This is a genomic window from Polaromonas sp. UC242_47, assembly GCF_044452385.1.
Lineage (GTDB): Bacteria > Pseudomonadota > Gammaproteobacteria > Burkholderiales > Burkholderiaceae_C > Polaromonas.
The window spans coordinates 2,339,559-2,364,061 of the sequence record NZ_JBIOAO010000001.1; the positions used below are offsets into that span (position 1 = coordinate 2,339,559).

Below are 24,503 nucleotides of genomic sequence, written 5' to 3' on the forward strand. Positions count from 1 at the left end.
CAGATGAGCACACTTCAGATCAGTTTGGCAGTGATTGGCGGCCTGTTGCTGGCCATGGTGGTGGCGCACAGCGCCTGGTCGGCGCGTAAAAACCTGCCCAAGCAGCCCACGCCCGATTCGGTACCGCCGCCGTCCGAGCCGATCGGCGAGATCTCCGCAGGCACCGCCCCCGCGGAGCGCCAGGAGCCCAGTTTTGACCAGGATTCCGGTCTGGACGCCCTGACGGCCATGACCGCACCCGAGAAAAAAACCGGACTCGATGTGTTGATCGATGTGATTGCCCCTATCGCCGTGGAAGCGCCGGTGTCGGGTGAAGCCGCGCTGGCCGCCATGCCCTCCACACGCCGCGCCGGCAGCAAACCGTTTGCCATCGAAGGCCTGTGCGTGGAGACAGGTATCTGGGAAACCCCGGCACCGGGCCAGCGTTACAGCGCCTTCCAGGCCGGCGTACAACTGGCCAACCGCACCGGGGCGCTGAACCAGATCGAATTTTCAGAATTTGTCATGAAGGCCCAAGCCTTTGCCGACGCGATGGACGGCCAGCCCGAGTTTCCCGAGATGACGGAAGAGGTGGCACGCGCCCGCGAACTGGACAGTTTTGCCAGCGCCCACGACGCCCAGCTGAGCTTCACGCTGCGCGCCAAACACACGGCCTGGAGCCCGGGTTATGTGCAGCAAAGCGCCTCCAAACAGGGTTTTGTGGCGGGCGCCATTCCCGGCCGCATGGTGTTGCCGGCCAGCCAGTCCGGCCATGCGTCCATCCTGGGCCTGTCGTTTGACACCCAGGCGGCCATGGCCGACGACCCCGAACAAACCGCCTTGCGCGAGCTGACCTTGTCCCTGGACGTGCCGCAGGTGGCGCGTTCCGAGCAGCCTTTTGTGCGCATGTGCGAAACCGCGATTGCATTGGCCGCCAGCATGGACGGCGTGATCATTGACGACCAGGGCCAGCTGATCCGTACCGAAACCATGGAGGTCATTCACGCCGACCTGGAACAGCTCTACAACACGCTGGACGGACGCGACATGGCGGCCGGCTCGGCGCTGGGCCGGCGTTTGTTCAGCTGATTTTTCCTTTCCCTTATGGCCACCCTTGACTTGTTTGCGCAGCCGGACTCGCCGGCTGCCAAGCGTATCGCTGCCTTGCGCGCGGAGCTGCATACCCACGCCCACCGTTATTACGTGCTGGACGAACCGACGATTCCCGACGCCGAATACGACCGGCTGTTCCAGGAGTTACAAGCCCTGGAGGCCCAACATCCCGAGCTGGCCAGCCCGGATTCACCCACCATGCGGGTGGGCGGCAAGCCGCTGGACCAGTTTGCCAGCGTGCGCCACAAGGTGCCCATGCTCAGCATCCGCACCGAAACCGATACCGAAGCCAGCGGCGCGCAAAATTTTGACACCCGCGTGCGCAAGGAACTGGGCCTCTCCGAATCCGATCCGCCGGTCGACTACGTGGCCGAACTCAAGTTCGACGGCCTGGCGATGAGCTTGCGTTACGAAAACGGCGTGCTGGTGCAGGCCGCCACCCGCGGTGATGGCGAAGTCGGCGAAGAGGTGACACAAAACATCCGCACCATACGCCAGATCCCCTTGCGTTTGCCGGCAGACGCGCCGCCTGTCCTGGAGGTGCGCGGCGAGGTGTACATGCGCCGCGATGACTTTGAGTCGCTCAACGAGAAACAGCGTGAAAAAATTGCTCAGGGCGCCAAAGGCGAAAAAACCTTCGTCAACCCGCGCAACGCCGCCGCTGGCGCCGTGCGCCAGCTGGACCCGGCGATTGCGGCCCAGCGCCCCTTGAGTTTTTTTGCCTACGGACTGGGCGACATCACGCCGCAGGAAGAAGGCGGTCCCACGTTCGAGACCCATTTCGAGCTGCTGATGCGCTTGAAATCATGGGGTTTTCCGGTCGCAGCCCAGACGCAGAGAGCGCAAGGCGCTCCTGAATTGATAGCGTTTCACCAGAAAATCGGGCGCGAGCGCGACCAGTTGCCTTACGACATCGACGGTGTGGTCTACAAGGTCAACAGCCTGGCTTTGCAGAAAAAACTGGGTTTTGTGACCCGCGAGCCGCGCTGGGCGGTGGCCCACAAGTACCCGGCGCAGGAGCAGATGACCAGCGTGCTGGCGATTGACGTGCAGGTAGGCCGCACCGGCAAACTCACGCCGGTTGCCAAGCTGGCGCCGGTGTTTGTCGGCGGTGTCACCGTGACCAACGCCACCTTGCACAACGAAGACGAAGCCAGACGCAAGGACGTGCGGGTTGGCGACACCGTGATCGTGCGCCGCGCCGGGGACGTGATTCCCGAGGTGGTCAGCGTGTTGCTGGACAAACGCGTGGCCGATGCGCCGCAGTTCACCATGCCGCGTGTGTGCCCGGTTTGCGGTTCGGCCGCCGTGCGGGAAGAGGGCGAGGCCGATTACCGCTGCACCGGCGGGCTGTTTTGCGGCGCCCAGCGCAAGGAAGCCATCCTGCATTACGCCCACCGCCGCGCCGTTGAGGTCGAAGGCCTGGGCGACAAGCTGGTGGAGCAACTGGTGGACGCGAACGTGATCCGCACCTTGCCTGACCTGTACAAGCTGGGCCTGGTGGCGCTGGCGGGCCTGGATCGCATGGCCGAGAAGTCGGCCAACAACCTGCTCGAAGCGCTGGAGAAATCCAAAAATACGACCTTGCCACGTTTCCTGTTTGGCCTGGGTATTCGCCATGTCGGCGAAGCCACCGCCAAGGAACTGGCGCGCCACTTCGGCAAGCTCGATGCCATCATGGACGCGACGGAAGAGCAATTGCTCGAAGTCAGCGACGTGGGCCCCATTGTCGCCAAAAGTCTTCGCACCTTCTTCGACCAGCCGCACAACCGTGAAGTGGTCGAGCAATTACGTGCCTGCGGCGTGACCTGGGAAGAGGGTGAACCGGCGGCACGTGCGCCCCAGCCTTTCTCCGGCAAAACTTTTGTCATCACCGGCACCTTGCCAAGCCTGAGCCGGGACGAGGCCAAGGGGAAGGTGGAAGCCGCTGGCGGCAAGGTGGCGGGTTCGGTCAGCAAAAAAACCGATTATGTGGTCGCCGGGGCCGAGGCCGGCAGCAAGCTGACCAAGGCGCAGGAGCTGGGCGTGACCGTGATTGACGAAGCGGCCCTGCTGGCGCTGCTGACAGCGGCGGCTGATTCAGCCTGAGCGGCGCTGCCCCTCGGGGCCCGCGCTTACACCGCGTTACCGAGCTTTGCTTTCGGGATGTCAGGCCAGGGCGTCAAGCCAGGCGTTAAAGCTCTAAACAACAGGAGCTTTTCATGAAAAACATGCGCTTGTCCGCCTTGCTGGCCATCACTGGCCTGGCCGCTACCTTGTCCGGCTGCGTGGTGGCGCCCATAGGCCCCGGCCCTGTCGCCGTCTACCCTGCGGGGGCTTACGTTGCGCCGGTGGTCGTGCCTTCCGTGCAGCTCAACTACGGTTACTACGGCTACCGCGGTTATTACGGCCGCCGTCACTGGCATTAACACGGCGAGCCGCGATAATTGAGGCATGACCATTCGCGACATCCTCAAAATGGGCGACCCGCGCCTGCTGCGCATCGCCCCCGCCTGCCACCGTGTTCGACACCGACGAGCTGCACCTGCTGGTGTCCGACATGTTCGACACCATGCTCTCCGTCAACGGCGCTGGCCTCGCGGCGCCGCAAATCGGCGTGGATTTGCAGCTGGTGATTTTTGGCACCAACGAAGTCAATCCGCGTTACCCCGATGCGCCGCTGGTACCGCGCACCGTGCTGCTGAACCCGGTGATCACGCCCTTGTCGGACGAGGAAGAAAGCGACTGGGAAGGGTGTTTGTCGGTCCCTGGCCTGCGCGGCATGGTGCCGCGTTTTTCACGCATACGCTACACCGGCATGGACCCTTATGGCGACCCGATAGACCGCACGGTGGACGGTTTCCATGCGCGGGTGGTGCAGCACGAATGTGACCACCTGATAGGCAAGCTTTACCCCATGCGTATCCGCGACTTCACGCAGTTCGGCTTCACCGAGGTCTTGTTTCCGGGCATGGATGCCGCGGACGACTAAGCGCAACGCGCCTGAGGTTTAGCTGGCCCGCGAAGCCGGGGGATGGTCTGGCAATTTGTCCTTGTGGACTGTACCCAGCACGGAACGCCACCATTGGGCCGACCCATCCGGGGGCACAGGTGCTGCAGTCATCGCATCCCGCGCCAGGTAGTCGATGCTGACGCGGCGGCGGTAACGCCCGACATCGTCACCCGCCATTTCGATCAGCGGCCGTGCAGCGCCCTGGCTTTGCACCAGCAACTGCTCGGGATCCGCCCCAGCTTTCAGTAGCGCAGCCCGCACGGCCAGGGCCCGGCGCTCCCCCATCAGCCAGAAAAAACGGTGACTGCCGGTGCCGTAACTGTGGCCGGACACCACGACGGCAAGTTCCGGGTGCGCCTGTAGATAGGTCGCATGGGCGGCCAGCATCTCTTCATAACCATCTGGCACCAGCCAGTCGTCAGGTTCAAAAAATACCTGCTGGGCCAAGGGTCGGCCATCGGCGGCACGGGCGCCGGATGTGCGTAGATCTTGCTCGCGGGCAAGAAGATTCAGGGTCTGGTGGGGCACAAGAAACTCCTGGACTTGAGATCAATGACAAAGCGATCCACGGCGGTTGGCCTGGCCGGCACGACATCCGCATGTACTTTCCGAACAAGCATTGTCTACCGCCGGGCAACGACAAATGTGTCTCGTTCTTGGGTGCTTTGTAACCTCAAGAACATCGCCTAAGACGTTGATTTAAATCAATAAATACTTTTCCCAGCCATTTCTCAGGAGATGAAGATGCGCACAGCGATAAGCCGCTGTAACAGAGGGCAGGCATTGCAAGTCGATGGGAAAAAAATGGCGCCAAGGCCAACTACACACAGGCGGGCTTGCCGCTGCTTCAGGACGCCAGGGCTTCCAGCAACTCGGTCTCGATCGCAATCTGCGCCTTGTTGTGCTGCAGTTCCGGTCCGTCGATCAGAAAGGTGTCTTCCACCCGTTCGCCCAGGGTCGTGACCTTCGCGAGTTGCAGGTTGATGCGGTGGTTGGCCAAGACACGGGCAATCGAATAGAGCAAGCCCACACGGTCGCTGGCCGACACGCTGAGCAGCCAGCGCTGGGCTTTCTCATCGGGGCGCAGGTCCACGCGGGGCGTGATCGGAAAACTTTTGACGCGGCGTGAAACCCGGCCTTTGCCGGGCGGCGGCAAGGGGCCGTTTTCTTCAATCGCGCGGTCCAGATCGGCTTCAACCATGGCCACCAGCTCCCGGTAGTGGTCGGGCAGATCGGGGCTGACCACCTGGAAGGTGTCCAGCGCATAACCGGGCGAGCCCTTGCAAGGCTTGGCGGTATGCACCTTGGCATCCAGAATGCTGAAACCCGCTTCTTCAAAATAGCCGCAGATGCGGGCAAACAGGTCGGGCGCATCGGGCGTGTAGACCAGCACCTGCAGGCCTTCGCCGGCCGAGGAGCGGCGGGCTCGCACGATGCAACGCGTGGTACCGACATAGCGAGATAGATGCCGCGCGTGCCAGGCAATGTCGGCGGCCTCGTGGCGCATGAAATAGCTGATGTCCAGCGTGTCCCACAAGGCCTTGTGCGCTTCGAAGGGTTCGGCGTGCAGGGCCAGAATGGTCAGCGCCTCGCGTTTGCGCGCTTCCACCTCGGCGTTGGCGTCGGGCGCCCGGCCACCCAGCACACGCAGGGTGTAGCGGTACAGGTCTTCGAGCAGCTTGCCTTTCCAGGCGTTCCACACCTTGGGACTGGTGCCGCGTATGTCGGCCACGGTCAGCAGGTAAAGCGCGGTCAGGTAACGTTCATTGCCGACACGTTTGGCAAACGCAGCAATCACCTCGGGATCGCTCAGGTCTTCCTTTTGCGCGATACGGCTCATGCTCAGATGTTGACCGACCAAAAATTCGATCAATTGCGCATCTTCGGCGGGGATGCCGTGCTGGCGGCAAAACACCCGCACGTCACGGCAACCCAGCTCGGAATGGTCGCCGCCGCGGCCCTTGGCGATGTCATGAAACAAGGCGGCAATGTAGAGAATCCAGGGCTTGTCCCAGCCGGCGGCCAGTTGTGAACACGCGGGGTACTCATGCGCGTGTTCGGCCATGAAAAACCGCCGCACATTGCGTAACACCATCAGGATGTGCTGATCCACCGTGTAGACGTGGAACAGGTCGTGCTGCATTTGCCCGACAATTTTGCGAAACACCCACAAATAACGGCCCAGCACCGAGGTCTGGTTCATCAGACGCATGGCATGGGTGATGCCCGAGGGCTGCTGCAGAATTTTCAGAAAAGTGGCGCGGTTCACCGGATCGCGCCGGAAGCTGGCGTCCATCACGCCACGTGCGTTGTACAGCGCGCGCAGGGTGCGGGCCGACAGGCCCTTGATGCCCAGCGTGGTCTGGAACAGCAAAAAGGTTTCCAGGATGGCGTGCGGCTCGCGTTCATACAAGTCGTCGCGGGCCACTTCCATCATGCCGGCCTTGTCGAAAAACCGCTCATTGATGACACGCAGCGCCCCGGTGTGGGGGTTGAGCCGCTCCTCGATATTGAGCAGAAGGATCTGATTCAGCTGGGTCACGGCCTTGGCGGCCCAGTAATAACGCCGCATCAGCGCTTCACTGGCGCGTCGTGGCAGCTTGCTGCCATCTTCAGCCTGGGCGGAATAACCAAAGGACTCGGCCACGGCCGTCTGCAGGTCAAACACCAGTCTATCTTCACGCCGCCCCGAGATCAGGTGCAGGCGCGCGCGTATCAGGCTGAGCAGGGCTTCGTTGGCCTTGATCTGGCGCACTTCAAAAGCCGTCGCCAGGCCCTTGCGCGCCAGATCATCCCAGGACTTGCCCAACCCGGCCGCATGCGCCACCCACAGCACCACCTGCAGGTCGCGCAGGCCGCCAGGGGACTCCTTGCAGTTGGGTTCCAGGGCGTAAGGCGTGTTTTCAAATTTGTTGTGGCGCTGGCGCAGTTCCAGCGTTTTGGCCACAAAAAAGGCTCTGGGGTCGAGCACCGCGTCCAGTTGCGTGATCAGTGCGGCAACCCCTGTTTTGGAGCCGGCCACCCAGCGCGCTTCCAGCAGCGAGGTTTGCACCGTCACGTCTTTGATGGCTTCTTCGACACAGTCGGTGACCGTGCGCACGCTGGAGCCTATCTCCAGGCCGCTGTCCCAACAGGCACCTATGAAGTGTTCAATCTTGCTTTTCAGCGCGGTATCGCCGTCCAGACAGGTCTCGTCGGGCAGCAGCAGCAACACGTCGACATCGGAATGGGGAAACAACTCGCCGCGGCCAAAACCGCCGACGGCGACCAGCGCGCAGTCGGCCGGAAAGTCGCTGCGCCGCCAGAGTTCACACAAGGTGGTGTCGGTGTGCCTGGCCAGCTTGCGCAGCAAACTGTGGATGCCGCGCGTCGCCGAGCCGCTGCCGGCCAGGGAAGTCAACAAGGCGTTTTTGCCGGCCCGGTATTGTTCGCGCAAGGAGGCCAGTTCGGTCACGGAAGGAGAAGTGGCCAGCGCGGAGAGCATTTGCTGCAGTCGGGTGCGCTGGCTGCGCGGCCTCAGGCGGCCGAGTCGGCTGTTGCGGCCTGCGACTGCTGCGCCAGCACAAAGTCCGGGATAGCTGGGCTGCCGGCCGACAGTGTCAGCACTTCGTAGCCGGTTTCGGTGACCAGGATGGTGTGTTCCCACTGGGCCGTCAGCGAATGGTCGCGTGTCACGATGGTCCAGCCGTCTTTTTCCGGGCCGTCCTTGATGTCGCGCTTGCCGGCGTTGATCATGGGCTCGATGGTGAAAGTCATGCCGGGCTTGAGTTCTTCCAGCGTACCGGGGCGACCGTAATGCAGCACCTGCGGTTCTTCATGGAATTTTTTGCCGATGCCATGGCCGCAAAACTCGCGCACCACCGTGAAACCCTGCTTTTCCGCATAGGTCTGGATAGCATGGCCGATGTCGCCCAGGCGGGCGCCCGGCTTGACACGCATGATACCCAGCCACATCGCCTCGTAAGTGATCTTGCACAGGCGTTTGGCAGCGATCGACACATCGCCGATCAGGTACATGCGACTGTTGTCGCCATACCAGCCGTCCTTGGTGATGACGGTGACATCGATGTTCATGATGTCGCCCTTTTTCAGGGGCTTGTCGTTCGGGATGCCGTGGCACACCACGTGGTTCAGCGAGGTGCACAGCGACGCAGGGTAGGGCGGGTAACCCGGCGGCTGGTAACCCAGCGTGGCCGACACCGTGCCCTGCACGTTCACCATGTAGTCGTTGGCGAGCTTGTCGATTTCCTTGGTGGTGACACCGACCTTGACGAAAGGTGTCAGGTAATCCAGCACCTCGGAAGCCAGTTTGCAGGCAACCCGCATGCCAGCAATCCCGGCCGCATCTTTGTACGTAATACTCATGCCCCGATTATCCCACCGCAGCAGCGGGCCTGCATTTTGGGCCGGCTTTGTAGCGTATGGCCAGCGGCGAGGGCTCTTGGCCAGTCGCTGATAAAATTGCGGGTTAACGCTTAGCCCGCAGCCCAGGCAGCGTTAACACCCGCAGCATGAGCTGCCCACCTCCCACTACAAAGCCACGCCACCGTGACCCTGCACCTGACGACTTTTGAGGGCGAAGCCCACGGCATCAGCGCCCTGAGCGACTTTCGCGTCCAGCAACTCCTGCCGCGCCTGCAGGCCATCCACGACAAAATCACGGGCATCAGCGCCCGTTTTGTGCATCTGGTCGCCAGCGAAACGCCGCCATCCGACGCGGACAAGACCCGGCTGGCAGCCCTGCTGACTTATGGCGAGCCCTGCGCTGATGCCGATGGGGCGGACAGCCTGCTGTTCATCGTCTCGCCACGTTTTGGCACGGTTTCGCCCTGGGCCTCCAAGGCGACGGACATTGCCCACAACTGCGGCCTGGCCATCAAACGTATAGAACGCATCACCGAGTACCGGCTGACGCTCAAATCGGGCTTTTTCAGCAAGACCGCCTTGAGCGAGGCGCAGCACGAGCAGGTCGCCGCCTTGCTGCACGACCGCATGACCGAAAGCGTGATGTTCGAACGGGCCGAGGCGGCCGGGCTGTTCACCGAGCTGCAGGGCGCGCCGCTGCAAACCATTGACGTGTTGAAAGGCGGCCAAGCCGCGCTGGAAGCCGCCAACAGCGAATTCGGCCTGGCGCTGGCCGCTGATGAAATCGACTACCTGGTGAATGCCTTCACCCAGCTTCAGCGTAACCCGACCGATGTCGAGTTGATGATGTTTGCCCAGGCCAACAGCGAGCATTGCCGTCACAAGATTTTCAACGCTGACTTTACGATTGACGGCGTTGCGCAGGACAAAAGCCTGTTCGGCATGATCCGCAACACCGAAAAGCTGCATCCGCAACACACGGTGGTGGCGTATTCGGACAACGCCTCCGTCATGGAAGGCGGAAAAATCCAGCGTTTTTATGCCAAATCGGCCTCTAGCCCAGACGGGGCGGGCGCCAGCAGCTCCCAAAAATATAGCGCCTCCGATGCGGTGTTGACCCACGTGCTGATGAAGGTCGAGACGCACAACCACCCGACGGCGATTTCACCGTTCCCTGGCGCTTCGACCGGCGCGGGCGGCGAAATCCGCGATGAAGGTGCGACCGGCCGCGGCTCCAAACCCAAGGCCGGCCTGACGGGTTTCACCGTGTCCAAACTGTTCGACGGTGATTTCGGCAAGCCCGAACACATCGCCAGCCCGCTGCAAATCATGACCGAGGGCCCACTGGGCGGCGCGGCCTTCAATAACGAATTCGGCCGGCCCAACCTGGCCGGTTATTTCCGCGAATACGAACAAACCGTGGCCGGCCAGCGCTGGGGTTACCACAAGCCCATCATGATCGCCGGCGGTGTCGGCACGATTGACGCCGAACTCACGCAAAAGATTCTGTTCCCGGCCGGCACCTTGCTGATCCAGTTGGGCGGCCCCGGCATGCGTATCGGCATGGGCGGCAGCGCGGCCAGTTCCATGGCCTCCGGCGCCAACGCGGCCCAACTCGACTTTGACTCGGTGCAGCGTGGCAACCCCGAAATCGAGCGCCGTGCGCAAGAAGTCATCAACCAGTGCGCCCAACTGGGCAAAGCCAACCCCATTCTGGCCATCCATGACGTGGGTGCTGGTGGTTTGTCAAATGCCTTCCCCGAACTGGTGAATGATGCGGGACGTGGTGCACGTTTTGATTTGCGTGCCGTGCCGCTGGAAGAAAGTGGTCTGTCGCCTAAGGAAATCTGGAGCAACGAAAGCCAGGAGCGTTACGTGATGGCGATTGCGCCCGAGTCGCTGGCGCAGTTTCAGGCCTTTTGCGAGCGTGAACGTTGCCCCTTTGCCGTGATTGGCGTGGCGACGGAAGAAAAACAACTGGTCTTGTCGGACAAGGATGCTGCGGCACCGGTCGACATGCCCATGAACGTGTTGCTGGGCAAGCCGCCCAAGATGCACCGCGACGTGACCAGCGTGACGCAGACCATCCAGCCGATTGATCTGACCGGCGTGGATCTGCAAAAAAGTGCCATCGCCGTGCTCAGCCACCCGACGGTGGCCTCCAAACGTTTCCTGATCACCATCGGCGACCGCACCGTGGGCGGCCTGACACACCGCGACCAGATGGTTGGCCCCTGGCAGGTGCCGGTGGCCGATTGCGCGGTCACCCTGGCCGATTACCAGGGTTTTGCTGGCGAAGCCATGAGCATGGGCGAACGCACGCCGCTGGCGACCGTCAACGCGGCAGCTTCGGGCCGCATGGCTGTGGCCGAGGCCATCACCAATCTGCTGGCCGCGCCGATTGAGTTGCCACGTGTCAAGCTGTCGGCCAACTGGATGGCGGCCTGCGGCGAGCCCGGGCAGGACGCCGCGCTGTACGAAACCGTGAAAGCCGTGGGCATGGAGCTGTGCCCGGCGCTGGGCGTGTCGATTCCGGTCGGCAAGGATTCGCTGTCCATGCGCACGGTCTGGACTGATAACAAAAACAGCAAGAAGGTGACCTCGCCGGTCTCGCTGATCGTCAGCGCCTTCGCCACCCTGGCCGATGTGCGCGGCACTTTGACACCGCAACTGGACGCGCAGGAAGCCGATAGCACCTTGATCCTGATCGATCTGGGCAAAGGTCAAAACCGCATGGGTGGCTCCATCCTGGCGCAGACCCTGGACAAGGAAGAGGGCGACGTGCCCGACCTCGACGACCCGAAAGACCTGGTCAATCTCGTCAACGCCATCAATACCTTGCGCCAGCAGGGCCGGCTGATGGCTTACCACGACCGCAGCGACGGCGGCCTGTTTGCCAGCGTCTGCGAAATGGCGTTTGCCGGCCACGTGGGTGTGTCGCTCAACATCGACATGTTGCTGCTGGAAGGCGACGGTATTTCCGACAGCCGCATGGACGCCGGCGACAGCAAAAACTGGGCCTCGCAAGTGAGTGCGCGCCGCGAAGAACTCACGCTCAAGGCCTTGTTCAACGAAGAACTGGGCGCCGTGATTCAGGTGGCGACCGCCGTGCGCAACGAGGTGATACAAACTTTGCGCGAACATGGCCTGTCCAAGTTCAGTCATTTCATCGGCAAGACTCGCCCGCAACATGCTTCACTTGAAGTGGGCAAGGGTCAAGTCCAGGTCTGGCGCGACACCAAGGCGGTGTTCAGCGCCAAGCTGCAAGACCTGCACCAGGTCTGGGACTCGGTCAGTTGGAAGATCAACCAGCAGCGCGACAACCCGGCCTGCGCCGATATGGAGCACGCCGCCGCCGGCGACCCGCTGGACCCGGGTTTGCACGTGTATTTGGCATCAAATCAGCCTCCAGCCCTTAGCCCACCTGCGCAAGCAGCTACTGAATCCATAGCGAGCCCGGCCCTGATGTTGTCGCGCCCCAAGGTGGCGGTGCTGCGCGAGCAGGGCGTCAACTCGCATGTGGAGATGGCTTATGCCTTCACCCAGGCTGGTTTTGAAGCGTATGACGTGCACATGACCGACTTGCAAACCGACCGTGCGCAGCTGGCAGATTTTGCTGGCGTGGTGGCTTGTGGCGGTTTCAGCTACGGCGACACCCTGGGCGCCGGCATAGGCTGGGCCCGCTCCATCACCTTCAACCCGGTGTTGTCCGAGCAGTTCCAGGCCTTCTTCGGCCGCAGCGACACCTTCGGACTGGGCGTGTGCAACGGCTGCCAGATGTTTGCCGAGCTGGCCGACATCATTCCGGGCGCCGAAGCCTGGCCGCGTTTCACCACCAACCGCAGCGAGCGTTTTGAAGCCCGCCTGAGTCAGGTCGAAGTGCTGGAGTCCCCCAGCCTGTTCCTGCAAGGCATGGCCGGCAGCCGCCTGCCGATTGCCGTCGCGCACGGCGAGGGTTTTGCGAACTTTGCCCACCGCGGCGACGCGTCCAAAGCAATTGCGGCCATGCGTTTCACCGATAACCACGGCCAGCCGACCGAAGCCTACCCGGCCAATCCGAATGGCAGCGCCGGCGGCCTGACGGCCGTGACCACGGCGGACGGCCGCTTCACCGCCATGATGCCGCACCCCGAGCGTGTGTTCCGCAACATCCAGATGAGCTGGACCTCGGGTGAGCCCAACCAGTTCAGTCCGTGGATGCAGATCTGGCGCAATGCGCGCAAGTGGGTGGGTTAACTCCTCCCGAGTGGTGAAACTTGGGGAGGGCTTGCGTTGTCGCATGGCGCGGATAGGCACTGCGGCCGCGCGGGCTGTTTGACCGGCTAGACCTAGCGCGGGCCGGTTGGGTCTTGATCCGGTTTCAACCGTCCACTTCGAACCCGACAACGCCCCGTGACCGCTTGCGTCGGAGCGTGCCTGCGTGATGCATTTCACAACAACGCCAGCTGAAAATCCCATTTGCTAAAGGCAAGACCTCAGCACGCGGCTTGGCGTGGGTGTTCGGCGCCAACCCACACAGAACTGACGATGCGTGGAAGTTTGTCCCGCCTGGTCAATCCAGGCGGCGCAAACTGGCGGGCAGGCCAGGCCCAAGTCGGCCAGAAATACCTGTGATGAGAGGGGCATTCGGGGCAGTTTCCTCTCATTAAATGCCCTGATGCCCCGGCGATACGTCAGTCGCTTAAAACGCGGGCACCCTAGTACAGGCCCCGCCCCGTCTGGCTTTGCAGACTTTTCCTGTGCTTCATCAACAAACTTATGCACATGAAGCGGGGACAACTCTGGCGGGTTTCAGCGCCCCGGCCAACGGACCTGCGATCTGACCTGCCGCATCACAAGGCTGCCATATAGCGAACTAAGCGCGCCAAACCATGTTGCGACAGAAAAAAGTGGCACCCAGGAATCGGAAAAGATACATTTTGAAACCGTCTTAAGGATCACTTAATAGTAGTCAGCCACACTCTGGCCAGCCAAGCAACCTGCGGACTACCCTCATGCGCCAACAACCCGTTTTAAAGTCCTTTGATGGAAGAGAGCCCGCGCGAGACCGCGTCAGGCCATTGGCGCGCGCACGGCTGGCTGCACATAACCTGGACCAGACAGGCCCGGCGAGACGATCCTCGCTGCCGACGCTCTCCTGCGTCATCCCTTGCCACAACGAGGCGCAAAATCTGGCGCTGCTGCTGCCCCTGCTGAGTGAGGTTCTGGAGACATGCACGCGCGCGTGGGAAATCATCCTGGTGGACGACGGGAGCACGGACGACACGATCAAGGTCTTCAGGGAATGGACAAAACGCCCGGGGTTTCTTGGCATACAACTGTCACGCAACTTCGGCAAGGAAGCCGCCCTGACCGCGGGTCTTGAAGCTGCAGTTGGTGAAGTGGTCGTCATGATGGATGCCGACCTGCAACATCCACCGGCGCTGATCAAGGAATTTGTGGGTCACTGGCAGCGCGGGGCGGACGTGGCCTACGCCTTGCGCGAAAACCGGGACGACGAGAGTTTTTTCAAGCGTTTGGGCGCGCGTGGATTTTTCGCGCTGGTGAACGCCGGCGGCCGATTCGAAGTGCCGGCCGGTGCTGGTGACTTCCGGCTCATGGACCGGCAGGTGGTCGATGCTATTCTGGCCTTGCCGGAGCGTAACCGCTTCATGAAAGGCCTGTACGCCTGGGTAGGTTTTCAATCGATCGCCGTCCCTTATGTCCCCGATGCACGGGCTAGCGGGCGCAGCACCTTTAATGCCGCGCACCTGATCCGCCTGTCCATCAGTGGACTGACCGCATTTACCGACTGGCCTTTGCGCGTGGTCAGTGCCATAGGCATCGTCATGGCCATGGCGGCCTTCCTGTACGGCGGCTACCTGACGGCCGTTTATCTGCTTTACGGGCATAACGTCAGCGGATGGACAACGATTGTCGTGAGCCTGATGTTGTTTGTCGGGATTCAGCTGGTTTCGCTGGGGATCGTGGGTGAATACGTGGGCCGGATTTTTGAAGAGGTCAAGGCCAGGCCCTTGTTTGTCATCCGGAGTCAAACGGGTCGTGGGCTGAAAGCGCCTCGCCAGTGACACATCCTGCACAAGCCTCTCGCCGCGAACTGCTTTTAAGCGCTGCCCTCATCCTCATCTGGCTGGCGGCAAGCGCCTGGGCGCGGCCGCTGATGCTGCCGGACGAGGGGCGCTACGTCGGTGTTGCCTGGGAAATGCTTCGTTCCGGCGACTGGTTGACGCCCACTCTGGATAGCTTGCCTTTTTTCCACAAACCACCGCTGTTTTACTGGGTCACGGCCGGCTCGTTATCGCTGTTCGGAGCCAATGAAATCGCGGCCCGTGCAGCGCCCATTCTGGGCGCCTGGCTGGGGGCCATGTCCTTGTATGCCTTTGTCTGCCGCTGGTGCAGTGTGCGTACGGCGCGAATGGCGGTGTTGGTCCTGCTGGTGCAACCGTTGTTCCTCATCGGAGGCCAGTTCGCCAATCTGGACATGCTGGTTGCAGGCTGCATCACGGCGACCATTCTTCTGGCCGCTCACGCCATGCTGCTGAAAGAACAGGATTTGCCTTACCGCTGGCCGCTGGCCGGCGCCTATGCCATGGCAGGGATAGGGGTCCTGGCGAAAGGTCTGATAGGCGGCGCGCTCCCGGCGATGACTGTTCTGGTCTGGCTGCTGGCGACAAAGCGCTGGCGCATGCTCCGGCCTTTGATCTGGTTCCCGGGCTTGCTTCTTTTCGTGCTGGTGACCGCGCCATGGTTCGCAGCCATGCAGTGGAAGTTTGCCGACTTTTTGAATTATTTTTTTGTCGTCCAGCACTTCCAGCGTTTCACCGGGAGCGGGTTCAACAATATGCTGCCCTGGTGGTTTTACCCGGCGGTCCTGCTGTTCTTCCATCTGCTCTGGCTGCCGTGGATCTACCGGATGTTCACGCCGAAATACCTGGCCATGTCCCGGCCGGATCCGGTGCGCGCACTCATGTGGGTCTGGTTTCTGGTGATCGTGGTTTTCTTCTCGATTCCAAAGTCCAAGCTGCTGGGTTACATCCTGCCGGCTGTCCCGCCTCTGGCGTTTCTTCTGGCTGACAGCTTCACGGCGACGCTCAACTCATCGCCGCGCTTGCGGCGCTGGTGGTTCCTGAGCGCCGGCCTCGCCGCTGTTTTAAGCCTGGCCGCCGTTGCCTGGCTCTCGACCCATCCGACCAAGAGCACTCTGGAACTGGCCAAGGTCCTCAGAAGTCAGCACGCCCCGCATGAGCCGGTATTCATGCTCAATCACTATGACTACGACTTGCCGTTTTATGCCAGGCTGAATGATCCAGTGGTGGTGGTGGATGACTGGAAGAGTGCTGAGAGTTCTGTCGATGACAACTGGCGCAAGGAATTTTCCGACGCGGGGCGTTTCGCGCCGTCCAAAGCGCGCGTCACCCTGATGGAATCAACACAGCTGCCGCTGGCCCTTTGCCAGGCGCCCGTCAGTTGGGTGATCGGTTCCAGAGCCCAAAGCGCCAGCTATCCGTTTGTTGAAGCGGCACGCGAAGTATTCAGTGACAAGGACGCCATTCTGTGGCGGGTTGATAAGGCGGACCCCAGAATGCTCAGCTTGCTTCGCTGCGAAGGAAAGCCCAATGTCGGCTCAGCAAATAAGTAGCAATCGCCACCCCCACCAAAACCACCGCGAGCGCCAGGTCGTAGCGCTGGATACCCCATTGCAACAACAAAGCGTAGCTCGCCTCATTGATGGCGAAGCCCAAGGCGGAAACCAGGATAAAACGCCGCGCCGCGGGCAAGAAGTCCGCGTTCAAGTCCCCGAAAGTCAGGCGATGGTGCCCGGTGAAGGAGACCCCGAGCGCCACCAGCCACCCCAGCACGTTCGCACTGAGAGGTTGCCATTGCCACTGGCTCACCAGAAACACGACGATGCACCAGTGCACGGCAGCCGCGCTACAACCAACAGCGATGAACCACAGAATCCGCTTCGATCGTCCGATGGCGGGGCGAAGCGTACGCGGGAAATGGATGAGTTTTTTAATCACGATGGCCCAGAGCATAGCCGCCCCCGACCGCTTTGCTTGTGTGTCGATGACTTCGGCCTGCATGAAGGTATCAACACGGCTGCGTTGCAGCTCGCCGAGATGGCGCGCGTGCATGCCATTGGCTGCATGGTCGGTGCACCTGCCTGGAAGGCCGGGCACGCAGGCGCTCATCGCCTGGATGCAAGCACGGTGGATCTGGGGCTTCACCTTGATTTGACGGAATATCCTTTGCTGAGCCACACGCGGAAAACCGTTGCACGCTGGATCCTGGACAGCTATCTGGGGCGGCTGGACCGAACCATGGTTCGCGCAGAAATACGGATGCAACTGGATGCTTTCGAAAGTGCCATGGGCCGACCGCCGGCCTTCATTGATGGACACCAGCATGTACACCAGTTTCCAGGCGTGCGTGACGAGTTGCTTGAGGAGTTGACCGGCCGGTATGGCTCTTTCAGGCCGTGGATCCGATCGACCAGGGCGGCGAGCCCCATGGGGCCAAACCTGCACGGCGGTTGGCGGGGGCTCGCCAAATCCAGAGTCATCGCACATCTGGGTGCCTCCGGCATGGCTTTGTTGGCCAGCCGCGGACACTACCCGCAAAATCGGCACCTTCTTGGCGCGTACGACTTTCAAACCTCGCCGGACCGCTACCGTGCGATGTTGCTGGCGAGCCTGAAGGTTTGTGAAGAGGGCGACTTGCTGATGTGTCACCCCAGCGCACAGCTTCAACTCGCGGACCCCATTCATGCGGCTCGAAAGATGGAGTTTGAGGTTCTCGGCAGTTCCGCGTTTGCGCAGTGGCTCACCGATGCCGGAATTGAATTACGCGCCATGAGCAGCATCCTCGGGCATTGATCACGGCCATCAAGGCTGAAGCTTGGGGATAGCCCCCAGACCGACGGGCTATAGGCCGGGTTAGCATGCCATCTGCAACTAATTTGCAGACGGAGTGCTGACGGATGAAGCGACATTTGCTGAATTTGCTCTTGGGTCTGGGTAGCGCACTTGTGTGTGGCGGGGTCGGGGCCCAGACTTACCCGGCCAAGCCCGTGCGCCTGGTCGTGCCTTTTCCGGCCGGCGGCGCTACCGACATTCTGGCGCGCACCATCAGCCAGAAAGCCGCGGAAAAACTGGGCCAGCAAATTGTCATTGACAATCGCCCCGGCGCCGGCGGCACCATAGGCTCCGACCATGTCGCCAAGTCCGCACCCGATGGCTACACCTTGCTGATCGCCACCGGCAGTACTCACTCGATAGGCCCACTCATCAACTCGAAAATCCCCTACAACGTCGAGCGCGACTTTGCGCCCGTGGTGTATGTGGCCAAGACCAGCAGCGTGCTGGTGGTGCCGGCCAGCCTGCCCGTGAAAAACCTGGCCCAGTTTATTGCCCTGGCCAAGGCCAAACCGGGCCAGCTCAATTACGGCTCCAGCGGCAACGGCACCAACAGCCACCTCAGCGGCGAATTGTTCAAGGTCCATGCCGGCGTGTTCATCACCCACATTCCCTACCGGGGCACGGGTCTGGTTTTCAGCGACATGATGTCGGGCCAAGTGCACATGCTGATGGACAACTACGTCACGGCGCAGGCCAACATCAAGGACGGTAAATTGCGCGTGTTGGGCGTGACCAGCCCGCAGCGCCTGCCTTTTCTGCCCGACGTCCCGACACTCGACGAGCAGGGCCTGAAAGGTTTTGATGTGAGCAACTGGTTTGGTGTTTATGCCCCCAGGGCCACACCGCCCGACCTGATCGCCAAAGTCAACACCGCGTTCAATCAGGCGCTGCAGGACCCCGACATGCAAAAGCGCCTGGCCACCCTGGGGGCCACCCCCACGGGCAGCACACCGGAGCAAATGGGACAGATGGTGACGGCCGACACGGTCAAGTGGAGCCAGCTGATTCGCGAGCGCAAAATTGCCGTCGACTAGAGCCGTGCTCCCGTCCGCGCCGTAGGGCTGACTCAGGGCTGCAAAGGCGCAACCATGGCGCCTTCGATCTTGTGGCGCGCCAGGGCGGCAGCCACAAAGCCCGAGGCTTTCATTTCCTCGACGAAGGCCGTCAGGTAACGGGCGCCGGCGTCGCGCCCCTTGGGCAGGCCCATGGCCTGCTGGATCACCATGAAACGCCCGTCGAGCAGACGCAGGCCGGGCAGGCGCTGGGCGTCCGCCTGCAACTGCTGCTTGACACCAGCTGCCACATCCAGCTTCTGGGCCAGAAACTGGTCGGTCACGGCGGGCGAGGTCGGCGCTTTCACCAGGGTCGCATGCTTGATTTCACGCGTGAGGTAGAGGTCGTAGGCGCTGCCATTGCCGACCACAATGCGGTTGCCGGCACGATCCACCTCGGCATTGCTTTTGATCGGCGAATCGTTGCGCACCAGGTAAGCACCCTCGATGACGAGGTAAGGCGGCGTCTGCAACATGCCGGTGCCGCGCACCGGGTCTATGGCCACGAAACCGATATCCACCTGAGCCGCGGTCACCGCTTCCACCACCTTGCCGGCGGCGGGGAAGGTGAGCAGTTCGACCGGCACGCCCAGGCGCTTGCCGAGTTCACGCGCGAGATCGACCGACACGCCGCGCGGCTCGCCAGTCGCCGCGTCTTTGACCGCCAGGATGGGGTTGCCGAAATTGATGGCGGCGCGCAGCGTGCCCGAAGGCGCCAGTTCAGCCACAGGGGCTGATGGCGCCGACGCGCAGGCGGCCATCAGGCCTGAAAGCAGCACCGCCCCACCCAAGCGTAAGAGCTTGGGCAACCGTGATCCAGCAGTTGTGGGGCTTTGAGCAACTGCGTACATGGCGATGTCCTGTTTTTTGGTTGGCATGCCACCATTGGATCTATCCTCGCCGTGCCCGTCAATCGGGAACTGTCTTGCTTGACGACATAAAAAAACGCGGCCGAGGCCGCGTTTTTTTTGAAGGCCAAGCGGAGAAAACTCCGCCGGGCGTATTACTCCACCTTGGCTTTTTCGCGCAGGCCTTGTTGGTAAGCGCCCAGCTTTTGTTGTTGCATCTGCTGTGCAATTTGCGGCTTGAGCTCTTCAAACGGCGGCAATTGCGCGGTGCGGATGTCGTCGACGCGGATGACGTGGTAACCGAACTGGGTTTTCACCGGCACATCCGTCAACTGGCCTTTGCTCAGTTTGCCCAGGGCCTCGGCAAATTCGGGGACGTAGCTGCTTGGGTTGGCCCAGTCCAGATCACCGCCTTTGGCGCCAGAGCCAGGGTCTTTGGAAGATTTTTTGGCGATCTCTTCAAACTTGCCGCCTTTTTTCAGGCTGGCGATGATGGCCTTGGCTTCGGCTTCTTTTTCCACCAGGATGTGGCGTGCCTTGTATTCCTTGCCGCCGTTGGCTGCAACAAACTTGTCGTATTCGGCTTTCAGATCCGCATCGGTCACCGGATTTTTCTTCTGGTAGTCGGCGAACAACTCGCGAATCAGAATCGCCTGGCGTGCCAGCTCCATCTGGGTTTTGAAGTCGTCCGTGGCTGACAGGCCCAGTTTTTCGGCTTCCTGCATGAACACTTCGCGGGCAATCACTTCTTCCTTGATCTGGCCTTCCATCTCTGGCGTGACCGGACGGCCTGAGCGTGCCAGTTGCTGTGCCAGCGCGTCAATACGGGCCTTGGGCACGGCTTTGCCATTGACGATGGCCACGTTCTGGGCGAAGGCACCCGCCGTTCCCAGAGCCATCAGGCCGGTGAGGGCGCTAACCAGTAACAAGTTTTTCTTCATGAGTTTCCTTGGGGTAAGTCGAAGGGTGGTTGATCCACGGCCCAGGAATAGGGCCGTGAAAAATCAGGGGATTTCGATGATTTCAATGGCCAGCGCGTGCAGGCCCTCGTCAATGAAATTTTGCAGTGCATCATACACAAGCCGGTGGCGTGCCACGCGGCTTTTGCCGGCAAAGGCCGGGCTCGCAATCCGCACACGGAAGTGGCTGCCAAAACCTTGCGCATTGGCGCCGGCATGACCGGCATGGGCCGCGCTTTCGTCAATCACCTCCAGATGTGTGGGGCTCAGGCGGTCGCGTAGTTGTTCCTCGATCCGGGCGGTGTAAAAAGGCAAAGGGGCGGTAGCAGAGGCCATGAAAACTCAGGTCTTGATATGTTTGTTCAGAAAAACCGCCTGCGCCAGCACAAATACAAACATCAGGCCCAGGCCGCCAAAGAGTTTGAAGTTCACCCAAGCGTCGGTCGAGAAGTTATACGCCACCCAGATGTTCACAAAACCCATGACGAGGAAAAAGCCCATCCAGCTGTAATTGACTTTGCGCCAGATCGGCTCCGGCAAGTTCATTTGCGCGCCCATCAGCGACTGGATGCCGTTTTTCTTGAACACCAGTTGCCCAACAGCCAGGGCACCGCCCATGACCCAGTAAAGCACCGTGGGTTTCCACTTGATGAAGCTTTCGCTGTGGAAATAAATCGTCGCACCACCCAGGGCCGTGACAAGGGCCAGGCTGACCCACAACATGGTGTCGACCTTTTTACCCCTGGCCTTGAGCCACAGGATTTGTGCAAAAGTGGCAACGATGACCACCACGGTGGCAAGCAGCACCGGTGCTTCTGCCGGCCCAACGATGCCGCCAGACACCATGAAGCCCAGCCAGTCGGTGGCCGTGCTGGCCGCCCAGTCCTTGTGGCCTTCGGCGTACTTGAACATGCCGAAGAAAAGTGCGATCGGCAAAAAGTCAAAAAGAATTTTCATGCGGTGATTATCGGTGGCAAAAAAAGAACCAGAAAACCCAGAAGCGCGGGCGGGACTTTATGACGCCCCCTACCAGCAGGGGCCGCGGGACTGGCTTCGCCAGACTGCAGGCGCGGCAACCCCCTAGTGGGGCAGGGAGCTACGCGCAGCGAGCGACCATGGGGGCTACTTTTTCTTGAAGTCGAGCGACGCCGAATTCATGCAATAACGCAACCCGGTCGGCGTTGGGCCGTCGGGGAAGACATGGCCCAGGTGCGCGCCGCAATTGCCACAAACGGTTTCGGTGCGTGTCATGCCGTAAGCACGGTCCACATGTTCTTCGATCGCGCCCGCGCGGATTTCCTGCGAAAAGCTGGGCCAGCCGCAACCCGCATCAAACTTGGTGCTGGCGTCAAAAAGCTCGGCATCGCAACAAATGCAGCGGTAGGTGCCATCGGCAAAATTCTGGTCGTATTTGCCGGTGAAAGCCCGTTCCGTCGCCGCCTGGCGAGTCACCTGGAAAGCGCCGGGCTCCGCGCCTTTTTCGGCCAGCAGTGCTTTCCATTCGGCGTCGGTCTTCTGGATTTTGGCGGTCATCGTTCTACCTTTTGAGATTTTTGTTTAATCTTGCTTACGAACTGCAGCTGATCTCAATCGAGGCAGCCCAGTCGGGCGGAAAGCCAGCTAAGCCGTCCCGGCCCGGATGTTCATCAAATGGGGCCTGCAGCACAGCCAGCAAGGTGTCGACCTCTGAAAAGTCGTTTAGTTTCGCGGCGCGTATGGCTTGTTCGCCCAAATGGTTGCGCAGCACGTATTTTGGGTTATTTTTAAGCATCAAATCGGTCTTTAGCCCAATATCCACGGGCGTAATGCGCTCCGAATATTGTAGCGACCAGGCATCAAAAGCCGGCCTGTCCAAAAACAGGTCACGCACTGCCTCCAGCCCTTGCGGGCTGTTGAAATGATTGAGGCGGCGCCAGAAAATCGAATAATCCACCTTGTCGGCCGCCAGCAGCTTGAAGGTGTTTTCAATCAGCGCCTTGTCCTCGGGCCTGGCATCCGGCAGGCCCAACTTGGCGCGCATGCGGCCTTCCAGGGCTTGAGGAAACACGGTTTTGTAAGACTCCAGCGCCGCCAAGGCCTGGTCTTGCGTGTCCATCAGCGGCAGCAGGGCCTGGCCCAGGCAAAACAAATTCCAGTAGGCGATGTTGGGTTGTTTGTTGTAGGCGTAACGGCCCTGGGGGTCCGAGTGGTTGCAGATATGGCCCGGGTCAAAAGCATCGAGAAACTGGAACGGTCCGTAGTCGACGGTCAGGCCCAGGATGCTCATGTTGTCGGTGTTCATCACGCCATGGCAAAACCCGACCGCCTGCCAAGCCGCCATCAGGTGGGCCGTGCGTTCGCTCACGGCCTGCAGCAGACTCGCATAAGGCTGGGCGGTATCGCGGCAGGCCGGGTAAAAGCGGTCGATCACGTAATCGGCCAGTGTTTTGAGTTGCTCGTGCTGGTCGCTGTAGCTGAAATGTTCGAAGTGGCCAAAACGGATAAAACTCGGCGAGGTCCGGGTGACCACGGCCGCGGTTTCGATCTCTTCACGCCGCACCTTGGCGTCGGACCCCGTCACGCACAAGGCACGTGTCGTGGGTATGCCCAGGCCGTGCATGGCCTCCGAACACAGGTACTCACGGATCGAGCTGCGCAGCACCGCACGGCCGTCGCCCATGCGTGAATAAGGCGTGGCACCTGCGCCTTTGAGCTGGATTTCCAGCGGCCCGTTTGCCGCGTCCATCTCGCCGAGCAGAATGGCACGGCCGTCGCCCAATTGCCCGGCCCATTGGCCGAACTGGTGACCGCTGTAAACACTGGCCAGCGGCTGCGAGCCGATGGCCACACGGTTGCCGGTGAACAGCTCCAGCGCTGCGGGCGACTCAAACCAGTTGGGGTCCAAACCCAGTTCACGCGCCAAGACGCTGTTGCGGCTCACCCAATACGGAGAGGGCAGGGGACTGGGCTGGAGTTCGGTGTAAAAGTCCGGACCCAACCGGGCAAAACTGTTAACCCACTTGAGGCTGGATGGCGTGGACAGCGGCTCGGTGATGACAGAGTTCATGCCGCCATTGTCCTATGGCCAGCACTGGCCCGTGCCGGTGGGGTTAAGCCGCCGAGGTAGGCCCCATCCCCAGCCGCTGGCGGTACTGCCCCGGCGGCAGGCCGAACCAGCGCTTGCAGGCGCGAAAGAAGTTGCTCTGGTCGACAAAACCCAGCTTGTCAGCCACCTGGCCCAGCGAATGGCGATCCTCCGTCAGGTATTTGCGGGCCAACTCGCGGCGCGCCTCATCCAGCAGTTGCTGGAAAGAAGTGTTTTCGGCTTGCAGCCGCCGCTGCAAGGTGCGGTCTGTCAGGGCCAGGTCGCTGGCAATGTCTTCGCGGCGTGGCTCACCCTGGTGCAGCTTGCGCATGATTTCCTCGCTGACGCGATAGCTGGTGCGGGTGTTGCCCAGGCTGCTCAGCCTTTCCTCGATCACGCGTTCGTGCAGCTCGAATATCAGGGGATTGCGCGAAGGGACAGGCGCATCCAGGTCTTGGGCCGCCAACAGGAATCGGGAAGCCGACTGCTCAAACTTCAAGGGGCAGTCAAACGTCCGGCGATAAGGCTCAAGATGGACGGGCTCTGGAAAGATGAACTCAGCGCCCAACACACGTATGTCACGACGCGTCACCCAGTTGCACAAATTCAGCAATGTCAACAGGCTGTACTCCTGCCGCTGCCGGGGAAGACGTCGCGTGTTGCCAATATGGCCGAGGACCAGCCAGCTGTTTTGGCCCTCGGGCTGCAACTCGAAAGTTGTGCAGTCTGAAATCAGCGCCATGTAACGGGAAAGCTTGTCCAGACCCGTACGCAGGTCGGCGCTGGACAACATCGCGTGGCCCACGATGTCGAAGTTCACGTACCGGGACGTCAGCGCGAGGTTCATGCCCAGGGCCTGATTGCCCGACCAGGCCACGGCCAGCTCCCACAGCTCTGAAATCTTTTCGACGTCAAAACGTGCCTCGGGCCTGTCCAGCAGCTGAATGTCCAGCTTGGCGGTCCGGAACAGCTTCGGCACATCAATGCCTTGCGAGGCAAACATGTCGGTCACACCCTTGACCCAGATGGAGGAGCTCGTACGGTTCATATCAAAAAATGGCAAGCCAAAGTCATTACTTCGGTCGTGTTCGGATAACGATCAAACGCCACATGCTCCTTAGAATTTTCACATCACGGACAGGCGACACCTGCGGGCAATTGGATGTGATTTGGCAACGACGTGCAAGTTGATACTTACCCTCAACAGGAG

General features: G+C 61.2%; 19 protein-coding genes and 1 pseudogene. 9 read left to right on the forward strand and 11 right to left on the reverse strand.

What is annotated here, in order from left to right; genetic code table 11:
* Positions 1 to 3: 3 nt before the first annotated feature.
* From ACHMXK_RS11460 to def, 4 genes and pseudogenes are all read left to right on the forward strand, one after another.
* Positions 4 to 1,068, forward strand: a complete 1,065-nt coding sequence (locus ACHMXK_RS11460; protein ID WP_397440408.1) for a cell division protein ZipA C-terminal FtsZ-binding domain-containing protein — start codon at positions 4 to 6, stop codon at positions 1,066 to 1,068.
* 15 nt (positions 1,069 to 1,083) lie between these two features.
* Positions 1,084 to 3,180: an NAD-dependent DNA ligase LigA gene (gene ligA, locus ACHMXK_RS11465; RefSeq protein ID WP_397440410.1), complete on the forward strand. Its 2,097-nt coding sequence runs from the start codon at positions 1,084 to 1,086 to the stop codon at positions 3,178 to 3,180.
* A gap of 113 nt (positions 3,181 to 3,293) precedes the next feature.
* Entirely contained in the window at positions 3,294 to 3,500 is a 207-nt protein-coding gene (locus tag ACHMXK_RS11470) for a hypothetical protein (protein ID WP_397440412.1), read from the forward strand.
* 25 nt (positions 3,501 to 3,525) lie between these two features.
* A pseudogene (def, locus tag ACHMXK_RS11475) lies at positions 3,526 to 4,063 on the forward strand (peptide deformylase).
* Between the two features lie 18 nt (positions 4,064 to 4,081).
* Here def and ACHMXK_RS11480 read toward each other — a convergent pair.
* The 3 genes from ACHMXK_RS11480 to map all read right to left on the reverse strand — a co-directional run bounded on the left by ACHMXK_RS11480 (position 4,082) and on the right by map (position 8,449).
* Entirely contained in the window at positions 4,082 to 4,612 is a 531-nt protein-coding gene (locus ACHMXK_RS11480; protein ID WP_397440414.1) for an OmpA family protein, read from the reverse strand.
* A gap of 319 nt (positions 4,613 to 4,931) precedes the next feature.
* A complete protein-coding gene (locus ACHMXK_RS11485; protein WP_397440416.1) occupies positions 4,932 to 7,568 on the reverse strand; it encodes a [protein-PII] uridylyltransferase in 2,637 nt (878 codons plus the stop codon).
* A gap of 32 nt (positions 7,569 to 7,600) precedes the next feature.
* On the reverse strand, positions 7,601 to 8,449 hold the full coding sequence (gene map / locus ACHMXK_RS11490) for a type I methionyl aminopeptidase (protein ID WP_397440418.1): 849 nt from the start codon (positions 8,447 to 8,449) through the stop codon (positions 7,601 to 7,603).
* A gap of 183 nt (positions 8,450 to 8,632) precedes the next feature.
* Here map and purL point away from each other — a divergent pair, with 183 nt between their 5' ends.
* From purL to ACHMXK_RS11505, 3 genes are all read left to right on the forward strand, one after another.
* Positions 8,633 to 12,685, forward strand: a complete 4,053-nt coding sequence (gene purL, locus ACHMXK_RS11495; RefSeq protein ID WP_397440420.1) for a phosphoribosylformylglycinamidine synthase — start codon at positions 8,633 to 8,635, stop codon at positions 12,683 to 12,685.
* A 758-nt stretch (positions 12,686 to 13,443) separates the two neighbouring features.
* On the forward strand, positions 13,444 to 14,517 hold the full coding sequence (locus tag ACHMXK_RS11500) for a glycosyltransferase family 2 protein (protein ID WP_397440422.1): 1,074 nt from the start codon (positions 13,444 to 13,446) through the stop codon (positions 14,515 to 14,517).
* Positions 14,514 to 16,088, forward strand: a complete 1,575-nt coding sequence (locus tag ACHMXK_RS11505; protein WP_397440424.1) for an ArnT family glycosyltransferase — start codon at positions 14,514 to 14,516, stop codon at positions 16,086 to 16,088. The genes ACHMXK_RS11500 and ACHMXK_RS11505 overlap by 4 nt, the downstream gene beginning before the upstream one ends.
* Here ACHMXK_RS11505 and ACHMXK_RS11510 read toward each other — a convergent pair.
* The gene (locus ACHMXK_RS11510; protein ID WP_397440426.1) at positions 16,036 to 16,536 is read right to left on the reverse strand and encodes a GtrA family protein; all 501 of its coding nucleotides are present in this window, start codon (positions 16,534 to 16,536) and stop codon (positions 16,036 to 16,038) included. The genes ACHMXK_RS11505 and ACHMXK_RS11510 overlap by 53 nt on opposite strands.
* Here ACHMXK_RS11510 and ACHMXK_RS11515 point away from each other — a divergent pair.
* Positions 16,453 to 17,328, forward strand: coding sequence for a ChbG/HpnK family deacetylase (locus ACHMXK_RS11515; protein WP_397440428.1), 876 nt, complete (start codon positions 16,453 to 16,455; stop codon positions 17,326 to 17,328). The genes ACHMXK_RS11510 and ACHMXK_RS11515 overlap by 84 nt on opposite strands.
* A 104-nt stretch (positions 17,329 to 17,432) precedes the next feature.
* Positions 17,433 to 18,404, forward strand: a complete 972-nt coding sequence (locus tag ACHMXK_RS11520; RefSeq protein ID WP_397440430.1) for a Bug family tripartite tricarboxylate transporter substrate binding protein — start codon at positions 17,433 to 17,435, stop codon at positions 18,402 to 18,404.
* Between the two features lie 32 nt (positions 18,405 to 18,436).
* Here ACHMXK_RS11520 and ACHMXK_RS11525 read toward each other — a convergent pair whose 3' ends face one another.
* The 7 genes from ACHMXK_RS11525 to ACHMXK_RS11555 all read right to left on the reverse strand — a co-directional run bounded on the left by ACHMXK_RS11525 (position 18,437) and on the right by ACHMXK_RS11555 (position 24,341).
* Positions 18,437 to 19,183: an ABC transporter substrate-binding protein gene (locus ACHMXK_RS11525; RefSeq protein WP_397442504.1), complete on the reverse strand. Its 747-nt coding sequence runs from the start codon at positions 19,181 to 19,183 to the stop codon at positions 18,437 to 18,439.
* Positions 19,184 to 19,425: 242 nt separating this feature from the next.
* Complete coding sequence (locus tag ACHMXK_RS11530; protein WP_397440432.1) at positions 19,426 to 20,211, reverse strand: peptidylprolyl isomerase; 786 nt, start codon at positions 20,209 to 20,211, stop codon at positions 19,426 to 19,428.
* Positions 20,212 to 20,274: 63 nt separating this feature from the next.
* On the reverse strand, positions 20,275 to 20,565 hold the full coding sequence (locus ACHMXK_RS11535; protein ID WP_397440434.1) for a BolA family protein: 291 nt from the start codon (positions 20,563 to 20,565) through the stop codon (positions 20,275 to 20,277).
* A 6-nt stretch (positions 20,566 to 20,571) separates the two neighbouring features.
* Positions 20,572 to 21,186, reverse strand: coding sequence for a septation protein A (locus ACHMXK_RS11540; protein ID WP_397440436.1), 615 nt, complete (start codon positions 21,184 to 21,186; stop codon positions 20,572 to 20,574).
* A gap of 165 nt (positions 21,187 to 21,351) precedes the next feature.
* Positions 21,352 to 21,762, reverse strand: coding sequence for a peptide-methionine (R)-S-oxide reductase MsrB (gene msrB, locus ACHMXK_RS11545; protein WP_397440438.1), 411 nt, complete (start codon positions 21,760 to 21,762; stop codon positions 21,352 to 21,354).
* A 34-nt stretch (positions 21,763 to 21,796) separates the two neighbouring features.
* Entirely contained in the window at positions 21,797 to 23,275 is a 1,479-nt protein-coding gene (locus ACHMXK_RS11550; RefSeq protein WP_397440440.1) for a YdiU family protein, read from the reverse strand.
* A 43-nt stretch (positions 23,276 to 23,318) separates the two neighbouring features.
* Entirely contained in the window at positions 23,319 to 24,341 is a 1,023-nt protein-coding gene (locus tag ACHMXK_RS11555; RefSeq protein WP_397440442.1) for an AraC family transcriptional regulator, read from the reverse strand.
* Positions 24,342 to 24,503 lie beyond the last annotated feature (162 nt).